This window comes from Actinoplanes sp. NPDC023714, assembly GCF_040639855.1.
Lineage (GTDB): Bacteria > Actinomycetota > Actinomycetes > Mycobacteriales > Micromonosporaceae > Actinoplanes.
On sequence record NZ_JBFAAR010000019.1, the window covers coordinates 1 to 13,591 of the forward strand.

Consider the following 13,591-nt stretch of genomic DNA (forward strand, 5'->3'; position numbering starts at 1 on the left):
CTGCACGCCATGCTCCGCACCCGAACGGCCTACCAGCACAAACCGGCAGAAAAGCTCGCCCTCGCTGCTTGACAGAACCGATAGGGACACCCCCCCGCGATCTTGTGAATCCGTGCAGGGCCGGTCCTGTGGAGCTTCACAAGATCGCGGGGAAAGTGGGCGCGAGGGAACGCAGCTCCCCCGCGCGATCTTGTGAATCTGCGCGGGGGCGGTCCTGTGGAGCTTCACAAGATCGCGGGGGAAGTGGGCGCGGCGAACGGAACCCCCGCGCGATCTTGTGGATGCGCGCGGGGGCGGTCCTGCGGAACTCCACAAGATCGCGGAAAGGGGGCGCGAGGGACGGGGCCCCCGCGCGATCTTGTGAATCTGCGCGGGGACGGTGCTGTGGAACTTCACAAGATCGCGGGAGGGAGGGGCGAGGGCGCGGAGGAACGGGGGACGGGACGCGGAGGACGGGGTGGGGTCAGTGCAGGATCGGGATGAGGTGGGTCACTCGCTCCAGGAGGGTGGCCGGCGTGAACGGCTTGACCAGGTATTCCTCGGCGCCGACTACGCGGCCCAGCTCCATGTCGGACGGCTCGCCGCGGCCGCAGATGATGACCGGGATCTGGGCGGTCTCGGGGGACGAGTGCAGCTCGTAGACGAAACCGAGGCCGTTGAGCTTGCGCGTCGTCACGTCGAGGACGATCAGCGCCGGGTGCTCGCCGGCGGCGAGGGCCATCGCGGTGATGCCGTTGTCGGTGACCAGGACGCGGTAGCCGGCGGCCCGGAGCTCCTCGGCGATCAGTTCGCGGATCTCCTCGTCGTCCTCGACGACCAGGACGGTGGGGGGCTCCAGCGCCGCGGCCCAGTCCTCAACCCGCCAGAGGCCGTTCGCGTGCGCGTCGCTGAACGTGATCGTCGTGGTGGGGGACTGAGGCATCTCGGCTCCTTCAACGCTGTGGACTCCTCTGATCGGTCTGACGGCTGCGACCTGCAGGAATGAGCGCGTTGCAAGAGGGGAGCAGGGGCCGGTGGTGACACGAATCGGATGACCGGTTAGGTTAGGGTTACCTAATCGCGATGCCTGGGGAGGCGACCGTGACCCAGACCGCCGTGCCTACCACCGAGGCGCCTCCGTTCCGGTTCTTCCCGGTCGAGGTGCTGCGGGTCGAGCGGCTCAGCCCGAACTTCCTTCGGGTCACCTTCACCGGTGACGACCTGGACCGGTTCGCCGAGAACGGCTTCGACCAGCGGATCAAGCTTATCCCGCCGCTCGAGGGCTCCGGCTTCGCCCACATGCCGGAGGGCCTCGACTGGTACACCCAGTGGCGCAACCTCCCGGACGAGCAGCGCAACCCGATCCGCACCTACACGGTCCGCGGCGTGCGCCGGCACCTGCGCGAGGTCGACGTCGACATGGTGCTGCACGGGGTGAGCGGCCCCGCCTCGCGGTGGGCGGTGAGCGCCGGCCCCGGCTCGAGGGCGCTGCTCATGGGCCCGAACGCGGACTTCCCGGGCACGGCCGGCGGCATCGACTTCCACCCGCCGGTGAACACCCGCCGCATCCTGCTCGGGGGCGACGAGACCGCGGCCCCGGCGATCGCCTCGATCCTGGAGCACCTGCCGGCCGACGCGGTCGGCGAGGCGATCATCGAGGTTCCGGAGGCGGCCGACCGGCTGGAGATCAGCGCGCCCGCCGGCTTCCGGGTGACCTGGCTGTCGCGGGATGGTTCCGTACACGGCACGGGGTTGATCCCGGCGATCGAAGCGGCCGCCCAGCGTCTGCTCGGTGACTGCACGAAGCCGGTCTCGGCGGATCTCGAGGACATCGACGTCGACCACGACATCCTCTGGGAGGTCCCGGACGGCACCGAGACGACGATCGACGGCTTCTACGCCTGGCTCGCCGGCGAGGCAGCGGTGATCAAGACGCTGCGCCGCCACCTGGTCAGCGGCTGCGGCGTCGACCGTCGCGCCGTGGCGTTCATGGGGTACTGGCGTCTCGGCAAGGCCGAGTGCTGACGATCTGAGAAGGGCTATCCGCCCTGGACCAGGGCGATGCTGCACCGTGCGCGGTGCAGCAGGTGACGGCCGATCGACGGGCGCAGCGTCATCCGCAGCGCCCGCCGCACCCGGGCGCCCGCCACCACGAGCTGCGCGCCCGCGGCGGCCTCGGCGAGCACCTCGCCCGGCGGCCCGACCAGCACCTCGGTGCTGACCGGCACCGACGGGAATCGGCGCCGCCAGCAGTCGACGATCTCCTGCAGGCGGCGACGCTCGGCCGCGACCGCCTCGAGGTTGCGCTCGCAGAGCAGGTCGCGGCCGCCGTCCGGCACCGGCCAGCCGTGCACCGCGCGGACCGGCACGCCCCGGACCGCGGCCTGCGCGAACGCGAACCCGAGAACGGTCGCGGCGGCCGGGGAGTCGTCGACGCCGGCCAGCACCGGATCGGTGGCGCGCGGCTCGCCGCGGACCACGACGACCGGGCAGCGGGCGTGGGTGCTCACCGACGCGGCGGTCGAGCCGAGCAATGCGCGCATCCCGGAGTGCCGGGGACCGCCGACGACGAGCAGGCCCGCCTCGGCGCCGCGCTGGGTGAGCGCCACCGCGGCGGTGCCGTGCTCGACCCGGGCGCGCACCCGCACTCCGGGGTGGGTGTCCGACGCGTTCGCGATGGCGCGGCCCAGCATGTCGCCGACCGCGTCGTCGGTCTCCGCGTCCGGGTAGACCGCGGCGGCGGGCATCATCGCCGCCGCCGGGACGTAGGTGGGCCATTCGTACGCGTAGAGCAGCTCGACGGGCGCGTCGATGCGCTGCGCCTCGTCCAGGGCCCAGCGGGCCGCCTTGCGGGCGTCCGGAGAGCCGTCGTAACCCACCACGATCCGCTGGTCGGGCATCGGCCCACCTCCTCGGCGTCATTACCCCACGATGGTCGTGTCTGGACGGCTACGCGGCAAGGGCCACAAGGACCGCTTCTGCGACGCCCGCCGACGACGCCGGGTTCTGGCCGGTGACGAGATTGCCGTCGGTGACCACGTGCGGCTGCCAGTCGGCGGCGCCGGTGTGCTTGCCGCCCTGCTTCTCCAGTGTGCTCTGCAGAAGGAACGGAACGGCCTCGGTCAGGCCGACCGCTGCCTCCTCGGAGTCGGTGAACGCGGCGATGTTCCGGCCTGCCACGATCGGCGAGCCGTCGGAGAGCGTGATGCCGGCCAGCGCGGCCGGGCCGTGGCAGACCGCGGAGACCACGCCGCCGCGCTCGAACAGGGTGCGGGCGAAGGCGGCGAGGTCCGGGTCGTTCGGGAAGTCGAAGACCGCGCCGTGCCCGCCCGCGAACAAAACGGCGTCGTAGTCCGACTGATCCACATCGGCGAAACGGGGAGTGGACTTCAGCTTCGCCTGGACCTCGGCGTCCTCGGTGAACGCCTTCTGGATCGGGTCGGTCAGGTCGACGCCGTCGACCGGCGGCTCGCCGCCGGCCACGCTGACGAAGTCGACGGTGTAGCCGGCCTCGGTGAAGACGTGCCACGGGTGGGCGGCCTCGGGCAGGTAGTAGCCGGTCGGGCGGATGCCGGCCAGGTCGCCGTGGCTGGTCAGAGCGATGAGGATCTTGCGCGTCGAAGTCATGACCCGATCCTGGCGCAGCCGAGCCATCGGTGACCAAGAGGTTTGCTCGCCGTCAGCCATAGGATTGCTGATATGTCGTCCCGCGTCTCGCTCGACCTCCTGCACACCTTCCTCGCCGTGCACCGGGCCGGGACGCTGACCCGCGCCGCCGAGGTGCTCGGCCTCTCCCAGCCGACCGTGACGGCGCAGCTGCGCACCCTGGAGACGCAGCTCGGGCAGGCGCTGTTCGTCCGGGGCGCCCGCGGGGTCACGCCGACGCCGGCCGCCGACGACCTGGCCCGGCGCCTCGACGGCCCGCTCGACGCGCTGGCCGGGGTGGCCGGGTCGCTGGGCAGCGAGCCGGACCGGACCCTGCTGCTGGGCGGGCCGGCCGAGCTGATGAGCCTGCGCGTCCTCCCGGCCCTGGCCGGCACGATCGCGGACGGGGTGAGCGTGCGCGCCCGGCTCGGCCTCGCCGAGGATCTCCTCGCCGACCTGTCGGCCGGGCGGCTCGACATGGTGGTCAGCGCGATCCGGCCGCGGCGGGCGGGGTTGCACGTGGATCTGCTGTGCGACGAGGAGTTCGTCCTGGTGGGCAAGTCCGATATGTCCAACATACTGGCCTACGCCGAGGACATGCCGATCATCCGCCGCTGGTGGCGCCACGTTCTCAGGACCCCGCCGCCGAAGAGGGCCGCCCTCGTCGTCCCCGACCTGCGGGCGTTGCGAGCCGCGGCGATCGCCGGGATGGGTGTGACGGTCCTGCCCCGCTACCTGATCGCCGAGGACCTGGAGGCGGGGACTCTCCGGGATCTCCACCCCACCGACGACCCGCCGATCAACACGCTGTATCTGGCGACCCGGGCGGCCGTCCGGGACGCCCCGCACGTGGCGGCTGCCCGGACGGCGCTGCTGGCGGCGGCCCGGACCTGGTGACCTCGGCCAGCCACGGCTCGACCACGTCGCCGAGCAGGGCGGCGAGCGCGGCCGCCGAGCCCGGGCTCAGCGGGGCGAAGGCCACCCGGACCGCGTCGCGCGCCACGTCCATGGTCCGGAGTAGGGTCTCCCGCCCGGACGCGGTCGGGCAGAGCCACACCTTCCGGCGGTCGCTGCCGTCCCGGGCGCGGGAGATCAGCCCGGCCGCCTCGAGCCGGTCGGCGAGCGGCGTGATCGACGACTGCTGGACGCGCAGCAGCCGGGCCAGCGCGCCCCCGGTCAGCCCGTCGTGCTCGCCGAGCATGTAGAGCGCGAGCAGATCCATCGCCGGCATGCCGGCCTCGACGGCGGCCTCCTCGGCCGCGTTCTGCACCAGCCGGCCGGCGTGCAGGGCCAGGTAGCCGAGCTCGAATCCACCGGGCGAGCGGATCGGAGACGGGGTCACGACTGCTTCATCGGCCGGAACATTCGGCGGCTGAAAGGTTACCGACGTCACTTGTCCGAGGTGCGGGATCGGAAACAAGGATTTGATCTTCGCTGGCTAGCATCTCCGCGCTGTAACGGGTTTTGTTTACTTTTTGGGGAGACGAGAGATGGCTGTCAAGGCCGAGTACCTGTGGGTCGACGGAACCCAGCCCACCGCGAAGCTGCGTTCCAAGACCAAGATCCTGGCCGACGGCGCCGAGCCCCCCATCTGGGGCTTCGACGGCTCCAGCACCAACCAGGCGCCCGGCGACAAGTCGGACTGCGTGCTGCGCCCGGTTTTCACCTGCCCGGACCCGATCCGCGGCGGCAACAACATCCTGGTGCTCTGCGAGGTCGAGCTGATCGACGGCACCCCGCACCCGACCAACACCCGCGCCGCCGCGCGTGAGGCCGCCGCGAAGTACGCCGACCAGGAGCCGATCTTCGGCATCGAGCAGGAGTACACCTTCTTCCAGGACGGCCGCCCGCTCGGCTTCCCGGTCGGCGGCGGCTACCCGGCCCCGCAGGGTGGCTACTACTGCGGCGTCGGCGCCGACGAGGTCTTCGGCCGCGAGATCGTCGAGAAGCACATGGACGCCTGCCTCGAGGCCGGCCTGAACCTCTCCGGCATCAACGCCGAGGTCATGCCGGGCCAGTGGGAGTTCCAGATCGGCCCGGTCGCCGCGCCGCAGGTCGCCGACGAGCTCTGGGTCGCCCGCTGGCTGCTCTACCGCATCGCCGAGGACTACGGCGTCTCCGCGACCCTCGACCCGAAGCCGGTCAAGGGCGACTGGAACGGCGCCGGCGCGCACACCAACTTCTCCACGAAGGCGATGCGCGAGAACTACGACGCGATCATCGCGGCCGCCGAGGCGCTGGGCAAGAAGCGCCAGGAGCACGTCGACGGCTACGGCGCCGGCATCGACCAGCGTCTCACCGGCCTGCACGAGACCGCCCCGTGGACCGAGTACAGCTACGGCGTCTCGGACCGCGGCGCGTCGGTCCGCATCCCGTGGCAGGTGGAGAAGGACGGCAAGGGCTACATCGAGGACCGCCGCCCGAACGCCAACGTCGACCCCTACGTCGTCACCTTCCTGATGATCGACACGATCTGCTCGGCCCTCGCCGAGAACTGATCGCCGATCCTCCTGCGACGCAGGCTGCGTGCGGGGGCTTCCGGCCCCCGCACGCTAGGCTTCCCCCGATGTACGAGATCAGCCCCGGTGATCCGGATTCCCCGGTGATCCTGCACGTCCCGCACGCGTCGCGGGAGATCGTCGAGTCCGGCCTCCTGATCGGTCCCGCGGAGATCGCCGACGAGCTCGACCACCTCACCGACGCGCACACCGACCTGATCGCGTCGCGTGCCGCGGGCCTCGCGCGCCGCCGCCCGTGGATGCTGGTGAACCGGCTGTCCCGGCTGGTCGTCGACCCGGAGCGGTTCCCCGGCGACGACGAGGAGATGCTCGCCTCCGGGATGGGTCCGGTCTACACCCACGGCTACGCCGGCCGCCGGCTGCGCGCCGATGATCCCGCGCTGACCGGGACGCTGCTGAAAGAGCACTTCCATCCGTACGCCGCGGCGATGACGTCGCTGGTGAACGACCGGCTGGCCGCTGCCGGGCGAGCGGTCGTCGTCGACGTGCACTCCTATGCCACGGAGCTCCTGCCGTACGAATTGCATCGCGACGGACCCCGCCCGCCGATCTGCCTCGGCACGGATCCGGTGCACACCCCCGATCCGCTGCTCGCCGCCGCCCGGGCGGCGTTCCCGGACTCCGCGCTGAACAGCCCGTTCGCCGGCTGCTACGTCCCGCTCGAGCACTGGGGCCGGGAGCGGGCCGTCTCCGCTCTGATGATCGAGATCCGGCGCGACCAGTACATGCGTGAACCGGGCGGCGAACCCGGCCCCGGCCTGGACGCGATCGCCCGCGCGCTCGCCGTGCTCGTCGACGCTGTCCCCTGATGGGTGGGGGCTTTCCGGGATGACGGGTGACATGATGAGCCGGTCATGCTGTTACCGCGTCGGAAAGGTGTGGCGGCCGATGGCGAAATTCGAGGCACGCACGTCCACCGGACCCGGCAGGGTCACCGTGACGCTCAGCGGCGAATGCGATCTCTCCGCGCGTGAGCACCTCACCGCCGTCCTGCTCGACGCGCTGAGCCGGGCCGACGCCGTCTTCGTCGACGTGGCCCCCCTGACCTTCCTCGACTCGAGCGGGGTGCACAGCCTGATCACCGCACATCACGCCGCGAAGAACACCGGCGCCCGGGTCTACGTCGTGGGCGCCACCGGCCCGGTCGAGGCCGTCCTCGACCTCACCGGGGTCGGCGACCTCCTGCGAGCCCCGGCGGCGGATGCGACCGCGGTGGAGGAGCGCCGCCATGTCTGAGCCGATCATGTTCACGCCGGACATCTCCGGCGACGGCGACGGCATGTCCTACGCCGTCCCCGACGACCTCCGGCTGGTCCGCGCCTTCGTGACCGAGCGGGCGCTCGCCCTCGGCATGGCCGAGAACCGGATCGACCTGCTCACCCTCGCCGTGAGCGAACTGACCACGAACACCCTTCAGCACACCACCAGCGGCGGCCACATCCGGGTCTGGGCCGAGGGCGGCCGCCTCGTCTGCGACGTGGTGGACAAGGGCGTCGAGCGCCCCTTCGGCCGGGCCATGCCCGCGGCCGAGGCGGTCCGGGGCCGGGGCCTCGCGATAGTCGAACGGGTCTGCGACGACGTCTACACGACCACGGTCCCCGGCGGCACCCTGGTCCGCATCTGCCTCGACCTCTGATCGCCGCGCACCCGGTCGCGCCGGCGGCGAGGGCGGCGACGGGCGGCGCGTCAGGTCACCCGCAGGGTCAGGGTGCAGGTGTCGTCGTCGGGGCTGGGGGCGTGCAGCAACCGGTGGATGCGGGTGAGCTGGTCGGCTCCCGGGGTCGCCGAGACGGCCGAGAGGTGTTCGCGGACCTCGGCGGAACGGTCGGAGGAGCGGCGCTCGACCAGGCCGTCGGTGTAGAGCAGCACCAGGTCGCCGGGCTCCAGGCGGGCGCTCGCCACCGGGAAGTCCTCTTCCGGCTCGGCGCCGAGCAGCAGACCGGGCGGGCGGTCCAGCTCGCCGGCGGCGCCGTCGCGGGCCAGCAGCGGGGCCATGTGGCCGGCGCGGGCCCAGGGGAGGGTACGGGTGCGGGGGTCGTAGACCGCCACCAGGGCGGTGCCGGTGATGCCGAGCTGGGTGCAGAGCCGGTTCATGTGCTGCAGCAGGGTGCCCGGCTCGCGGATGCCGATCGACAGCCAGGCCACCAGCGCGAACCGCAGGTGGGCCATCCCGTTCGCGGCCTCCAGCCCGTGCCCGGCCACGTCGCCGATCGCGAGCGCCACCAGGCCGTCGGGGAGGGTCTGTGCGTGGTACCAGTCGCCGCCCACCTGCACGGCGCTCTCGGCCGGCAGGTAGCTGACCATCGCCTCGAGGCCGTCCAGGGCGAACGGCGCGGCCGGCACCGGCTGGATGAGGCGTTGGAGCTGGCCGGCCAGGCGGTGCTCGGCCAGCGCGGTCATCTCCCGGGTGCGCAGCTGGTCGCTGAGCCGCTCGATCTCGGTGCGGGTGTCGACGCGGGCCGTGACGTCCTGCACCACCGCGTAGATCTTCACCGGGTTGCCGGCGGCGTCGCGGGCCGTGTCGGAGAGGATGCGCAGGTGCTTGACGGCGCCGGAGCCGACCCGGAACCGGACCGTCACGTCGGAGGTGCCGCCGCTGTCCAGGGTCTGCCAGGCGGTCTCGGCCAGCCCGCGGTCGTCCGGCAGCATCGCGGCCGCCTGCTCGACGCGGGAGAGCGGGCCCTGCCCGGGGGAGCGTTCGAAGATCCGGAACATGCCCGGTGACCAATCGGTGCGCCCGGTCGTCAGGTCGAACTCGGACCAGCCCAGGCTGCCGATCAGCTCGGTGTGCTCGAGGCGGCGCTGATGCTCGTCGACCCGCTCCCACCAGACCAGCAGGCCGCCCAGCACGCGGTGCACGCTGACCTCGAACCGGGACTCGGCGGCGACGCCGGGACGGCGTTCCTCGTAGCGGAACTCGTCGAGCCGGTCGGGCTCGCCGGTGCGCAGCACCTGGCAGTAGAGCCGCCAGAGCGGTCCGCCCACCATGGACGGATAGAGCGTGCTGAGATTCTCGTCGATCCGCTGCGTGCCACGGCCCTGGAGGTCGCTGACCTGGCCGCTGGTGGCCGCCACCCGGAAGTCGACGACCTCGCCGGAGATGGGGGAGCGGACCGGCAGCAGGAAGGTGCAGCCCACCGGGATCACGGCGAGCAGCTCGCGCACCACGGCCTCGACCGCCATCTGCCGATCCTATCGGGGAAGACGGCCGCCACGGTTCGGTCACCCGTACGGAATGGTGGTCTTGATCCTCTGCAGGAACGCGGCGTTGCCCGGCGTGGTGCGCAACTGTTTGAGTAGCTGCTCCATGGCCTCGCGCGGGGGATGGCCGGCGAGCGCGCGGCGGACCTGCGCCATGATCGCGAGCTCGCCGGCCGGGAGGAAGCCCTCGTCGTGGCGGGTGCCGCTGGCGCCGATGTCGACGGCGGGGAAGACGCGCGCCTCGGCGAGCGAGCGGTCGAGCTTGAGGTCGGCGTTGCCGGTGCTCTTGTATTCCTCGTGAATGAGGCTGTCCATCGCCGAGCCGGTCTCGACCAGCGCGGTCGCGATGATCGTGAGGGAGCCGCCGTCCTCGATGTTGCGGGCGGCGCCGAGCAGGTGTTTCGGCGGGTGCAGGGCGGCCGCGTCCATGCCGCCGGAGAGGGTGCGCCCGCGGCCGGTCGCGGCCAGGTTGTAGGCGCGGCCCAGACGCGTGATCGAGTCGACCAGCAGGACCACGTCCCGGCCCTGCTCGACGAGGCGGCGGGCGCGTCCGGCGGCCTTCTCGGCGATGACCGTCTGCTCGCGCGGATCGTGGTCGAAGGTGGCCGCCACGACCTCGCCGCGGATCGTGCGGCGGATGTCGGTGACCTCCTCGGGACGCTCGCCGACCAGCAGGAACATCAGATGGCACTCGGGATGGTTGGCGGCGATGCCCTCGGCGATGTGCCGCAGGACAGTGGTCTTGCCGGCCTTGGGCGGCGCCACGATGAGCGCGCGCTGCCCCTTGCCGATCGGCATGACCAAATCGATGACGCGGGTGGTGAGGCGGTCGGGGGTGGTCTCCAACCGGAGACGTTCGGTGGGATGTAGAGGGGTAAGGCGGTAGAAGTCCGATTTATGCGGACGGATTGCGGTTTGGGTCACGGAGACTCCAGAGAGGTGAGAAGAGGCAGATCGCCGGGGGCCATGCCCGCACCGGGATCCGCTGGATGCAACGGTAGCACCCGTACGCGATGATGGCACTCACGGAACACGCGGGGAGGGGACGACCATGGCACTGCTGCGCCGGGTGATCGGGACGGTTCTGCGACGGGCTCGCCAGGCTCAGGGCCGGACCCTGCGGGAGGTCGCCGACGAGGCCGGGGTCTCCCTGCCGTACCTCTCCGAGGTCGAGCGCGGCACCAAGGAGGCGTCGTCCGAGGTGCTCGCCGCGATCTGCCGGGCGCTCGGGATGCCGCTCGCCGACCTGCTCGACGAGGCGCGCAAGGAGCTTCAGCCGGGCCTGCCCGCGCCGCGTGGCCAGCAGATCCGTGCGGGCGGCGGGCTGCTCACGCATCGGGCCGCGACCCGCAGGGGGCCGCAGTGCTCGGTGGGTGGGGGGTTGCGCTCGGCGGGTCGCTTGCGCTCCCTTCATGTGTACGCCGGCAGCACGCGCTTCTGAGTCATCCCACCGTTCCGGGCTATTCCACGACGAGGACCGGCGTTCCCGGTTTGATCTCCGTGAGCAGCTCCCGCTGCGCCTTCGCGGGCATCCGGACACAGCCGTTGGAGACGCTGCGGCCGAAGGCGCTGGTGCGTGACCAGGCGTGGATCGCCGTGTGCGCGCCCCGCAGCGACGGCGCGAGGTTCTCCTTCTTCTCCGGCACGGTCCCGAGCACCAGCGCGTCGAGGTTCTCGTAGATCGCGCCGTCGGTGGTCGTCGTGCCCATCACCATGGTCCGGCCGAGCGGGGTCGGCGTCGCCTCCGAGCCGACCGACGCCGTCCAGGAGCGCTGCTCCTCGCCGGACCGCAGCCAGGTGAGCCGGTGCTCGCTCAGGTCGACGACGATGTGGTCGGTGAGCGGCTCGGGCGTCCAGCCGCCCTCGGGAACCCAGCCGATCCGCCGGTTCGCGGACGGCGCGAGCACGGCGACCCAGCCGTTCTCCCGGGCCACGATCGGCGCGACCGTCGGCAGGCCGCTGATCCGCGGCGGCAGGAAGGCGCGGGGCTCGCCGCCGGGCGCGTCGTACAGCGCGATCTTCCTCCCCGGCCGCAGCCCCTCGGACGGCACCTCGAGGGTTGCCGCGCCGGGGTCCTCGGGCAGGCCCTCGGGACCCTCGGCGTACGTGATGACCGGGAGGTCGGCGGGCGGCTTCGCGGCGGGCAGCGGCTCCCGCTCCGTCGCGCTCGCCGAGGGCGACGGCGCCGCGGAAGCGCTGATCCAGGTGCCGGTGGCCTCGCCCCGGTCGTCGCCGCGGGCCATCGCGACGGCGGCGCCGAGCCCCAGCAGCAGCGCGGCCACCGTCAGGATCAGCAGATAGGCACGGGTGCGGCTCCGCGGCGCGGCGGCGTGAGGGGCGCTCGGCATCCGCCCAGGGTAGCGGTGGCCGGTTTACTCCAGGACTAGCAGCCGGGTCGTCGTCTCCCGGTGGCTCCGCTTGCCGGCGCAGGCGACGCTGAGCGTGCTGCCCGGCTTCAGCGAGTCCGCCGGCATCCTGGTGTATTCCACCTCGGTCGTCAGCTCGATCCACCGGGTGGTCGTGGTGGTCGCGACGACCTTGAACGCCGTGTAGTCGTTGTCGTCGCGGGCCAGGTCGGCGGTGCGCCGGAACGAGGTGTAGGTGCGGGTGCTCCAGTGAGGCTAGGCAAGACCTCCCGCACCGGGCGTCCTTCTCCCGATGATCACCCACAAGTGGTCTACGCAACTCCTACTTTCTCGCGGGGGATTGCCGGAGATAGGGTTCGATCATGCTGCGCAAGCTGGGCTTCCTGACGATCGGCCTGTTCGACGAGGCGGACCCGCGCGCGGGTCACGAGTCCACCCTGGAGATCATCGAACTGGGGGAGCGGCTCGGCTTCGACAGCGCCTGGCTGCGGCACCGCCACCTGCAGTACGGCATCTCCTCACCGGTCGCCGTGCTCGCCGCCGCGACCCAGCGGACCAGCCGGATCGAACTCGGCACCGCCGTCACCCCGCTCGGCTGGGAGAACCCGCTGCGCCTCGCCGAAGACCTCGCCACCGTCGACCTGCTCTCCGGCGGCCGGCTCAACCCGGGCATCAGCGTCGGGCCGCCGATGCAGTGGGAGACCGTCAAGGACGCGCTCTATCCGGACTCCGCGTCGGTGGAGGACTTCGGCTACACCCGGGTCGAGCGGTTCCTCGCCGCGGTGCGCGGTGAGGCGGTCTCCGGCTTCTCCGGCGCGGTCGGGTTCGAGCAGTTCTCCGACCGGGTCCAGCCGCACTCGCCGGGCCTCGCGTCCCGCCTCTGGTACGGCGGCGGCAGCCTGCGGTCGGCGCGGTGGGCCGGCGAGCACGGCATGAACTTCCTGACCAGCAGCGTCGTCAAGGCCGAGGAGTCGGAGGACTTCGAGCAGATCCAGCTGTCGCACATCCGCGCCTTCCGGGCCGCCCATCCCGCCGGCCGGGTATCGCAGGGCCTCGTCGTGATCCCGACCGACAGCGCGTCGGCCGGGCAGCGGGCGAAGTACGCGGCCTATGCGGAGGCACGCTTCCCCCGTACCCTCGCCCCGCAGGGACCGGCCCGGATGATGTTCGCGCCCGACCTGGTCGGACCATCCGCCCAGATCGCGGAGCGGCTGGCGGCGCATGCCGCCTTCCGGGAGATCGACGAGGTGGCGTTCGCGCTGCCGTTCACCTTCGACCACGACGACTACACCCAAATCCTGACGGATATGGCCCAGTGCTTGGGCCCCGCGCTGGGCTGGCACCCCGTCGCCTAGTTCTCGCCCTCCTCCTTCCCCTCCTCCCGCGCCTCCCACCTCCCGCGATCTTGTGACTCTGCGCAGGACCCCGCGATCTTGTGATTCTGTGCGAGGGCGGTCGTGTGCAGATCATCAAGATCGGGTGGTGGGGCAGCCGTGAGTCTCAGCGGTGGTTCGCGGCCCACGATCTTGTGATTCTGTGCGGGGACGGTCGTGTGCGGATCATCAAGATCGGGGTGGGCCGGGGCCGTGGGTGTCAGCTGTTGTTCGCGGCCCACGATCTTGTGACTCTGCGCGGGGGCGGTCGTGTGCGGATCATCAAGATCGGGGAGGGCGGGGAGCCGTGGGTGTCAGCTGTTGTTTGCGGCGCGACGCTTCTATAGGTGGGCCGGTTCCGGGAGGGATTGGTATCGGTAGGTTCGTCGCCGGTGATTTACGAGTGACTCACGCAAGATCTGGCCACCGCTGTGGTGTGGTGTGCCGTGGATGCGACCTGTCCTCGTGGGTTGCCGGCGCCGGCCCGGCCCACCTTGCTGGCCTGATC

General features: G+C 71.7%; 15 protein-coding genes and 1 pseudogene. 9 read left to right on the top strand and 7 right to left on the bottom strand.

Going from position 1 to position 13,591, the window contains the following annotated elements:
* Positions 1–463 precede the first annotated feature (463 nt).
* Positions 464–922 (bottom strand): response regulator, encoded by a 459-nt coding sequence (locus AB0G10_RS42100; RefSeq protein ID WP_360935853.1) that lies wholly within the window; start codon positions 920–922, stop codon positions 464–466.
* A 140-nt stretch (positions 923–1,062) separates the two neighbouring features.
* Here AB0G10_RS42100 and AB0G10_RS42105 point away from each other — a divergent pair, with 140 nt between their 5' ends.
* Positions 1,063–2,004: a siderophore-interacting protein gene (locus AB0G10_RS42105; protein ID WP_360935856.1), complete on the top strand. Its 942-nt coding sequence runs from the start codon at positions 1,063–1,065 to the stop codon at positions 2,002–2,004.
* Positions 2,005–2,018: 14 nt separating this feature from the next.
* On the opposite strand, the gene AB0G10_RS42110 is transcribed toward AB0G10_RS42105, so the two are convergent.
* Together AB0G10_RS42110 and AB0G10_RS42115 are read right to left on the bottom strand one after the other, a co-directional pair.
* On the bottom strand, positions 2,019–2,879 hold the full coding sequence (locus AB0G10_RS42110; RefSeq protein ID WP_360935859.1) for a universal stress protein: 861 nt from the start codon (positions 2,877–2,879) through the stop codon (positions 2,019–2,021).
* A gap of 49 nt (positions 2,880–2,928) precedes the next feature.
* A complete protein-coding gene (locus tag AB0G10_RS42115; RefSeq protein ID WP_360935862.1) occupies positions 2,929–3,606 on the bottom strand; it encodes a type 1 glutamine amidotransferase domain-containing protein in 678 nt (225 codons plus the stop codon).
* Positions 3,607–3,678: 72 nt separating this feature from the next.
* On the opposite strand from AB0G10_RS42115, the gene AB0G10_RS42120 reads away from it, so the two are divergent.
* Complete coding sequence (locus tag AB0G10_RS42120) at positions 3,679–4,521, top strand: LysR family transcriptional regulator (protein WP_360935865.1); 843 nt, start codon at positions 3,679–3,681, stop codon at positions 4,519–4,521.
* Here the strand turns inward: AB0G10_RS42120 and AB0G10_RS42125 are convergent.
* Positions 4,424–4,966 carry a MarR family transcriptional regulator gene (locus tag AB0G10_RS42125; protein ID WP_360935868.1) on the bottom strand — a complete coding sequence of 181 codons (543 nt, stop codon included), beginning with the start codon at positions 4,964–4,966 and terminating at the stop codon, positions 4,424–4,426. The genes AB0G10_RS42120 and AB0G10_RS42125 overlap by 98 nt on opposite strands.
* A 148-nt stretch (positions 4,967–5,114) precedes the next feature.
* On the opposite strand from AB0G10_RS42125, the gene glnII reads away from it, so the two are divergent.
* The 4 genes from glnII (at position 5,115) to AB0G10_RS42145 (ending at position 7,779) form a co-directional block, all read left to right on the top strand.
* A complete protein-coding gene (glnII, locus tag AB0G10_RS42130; RefSeq protein ID WP_360935871.1) occupies positions 5,115–6,122 on the top strand; it encodes a glutamine synthetase in 1,008 nt (335 codons plus the stop codon).
* A 68-nt stretch (positions 6,123–6,190) separates the two neighbouring features.
* Positions 6,191–6,952 (top strand): N-formylglutamate amidohydrolase, encoded by a 762-nt coding sequence (locus AB0G10_RS42135; protein ID WP_360935874.1) that lies wholly within the window; start codon positions 6,191–6,193, stop codon positions 6,950–6,952.
* A 79-nt stretch (positions 6,953–7,031) separates the two neighbouring features.
* Positions 7,032–7,379 (top strand): STAS domain-containing protein, encoded by a 348-nt coding sequence (locus tag AB0G10_RS42140; protein WP_360935877.1) that lies wholly within the window; start codon positions 7,032–7,034, stop codon positions 7,377–7,379.
* Complete coding sequence (locus tag AB0G10_RS42145; RefSeq protein ID WP_360935880.1) at positions 7,372–7,779, top strand: ATP-binding protein; 408 nt, start codon at positions 7,372–7,374, stop codon at positions 7,777–7,779. Before AB0G10_RS42140 ends, AB0G10_RS42145 begins: the two co-directional genes overlap by 8 nt.
* Before the next feature lie 50 nt (positions 7,780–7,829).
* On the opposite strand, the gene AB0G10_RS42150 is transcribed toward AB0G10_RS42145, so the two are convergent.
* Positions 7,830–9,326, bottom strand: coding sequence for a SpoIIE family protein phosphatase (locus AB0G10_RS42150; protein WP_360935883.1), 1,497 nt, complete (start codon positions 9,324–9,326; stop codon positions 7,830–7,832).
* Positions 9,327–9,365: 39 nt separating this feature from the next.
* A complete protein-coding gene (rho, locus tag AB0G10_RS42155) occupies positions 9,366–10,367 on the bottom strand; it encodes a transcription termination factor Rho (protein WP_360935886.1) in 1,002 nt (333 codons plus the stop codon).
* Between the two features lie 28 nt (positions 10,368–10,395).
* Here rho and AB0G10_RS42160 point away from each other — a divergent pair.
* A pseudogene (locus tag AB0G10_RS42160) lies at positions 10,396–10,620 on the top strand (helix-turn-helix transcriptional regulator); the annotation flags it as partial.
* Between the two features lie 184 nt (positions 10,621–10,804).
* Here AB0G10_RS42160 and AB0G10_RS42165 read toward each other — a convergent pair.
* Positions 10,805–11,692 (bottom strand): L,D-transpeptidase, encoded by an 888-nt coding sequence (locus AB0G10_RS42165; protein ID WP_360935889.1) that lies wholly within the window; start codon positions 11,690–11,692, stop codon positions 10,805–10,807.
* A gap of 70 nt (positions 11,693–11,762) precedes the next feature.
* Here AB0G10_RS42165 and AB0G10_RS42170 point away from each other — a divergent pair, with 70 nt between their 5' ends.
* Positions 11,763–11,897: a hypothetical protein gene (locus tag AB0G10_RS42170; protein WP_360935892.1), complete on the top strand. Its 135-nt coding sequence runs from the start codon at positions 11,763–11,765 to the stop codon at positions 11,895–11,897.
* A 175-nt stretch (positions 11,898–12,072) separates the two neighbouring features.
* Entirely contained in the window at positions 12,073–13,065 is a 993-nt protein-coding gene (locus AB0G10_RS42175; RefSeq protein WP_360935895.1) for an LLM class flavin-dependent oxidoreductase, read from the top strand.
* Positions 13,066–13,591: the final 526 nt, after the last annotated feature.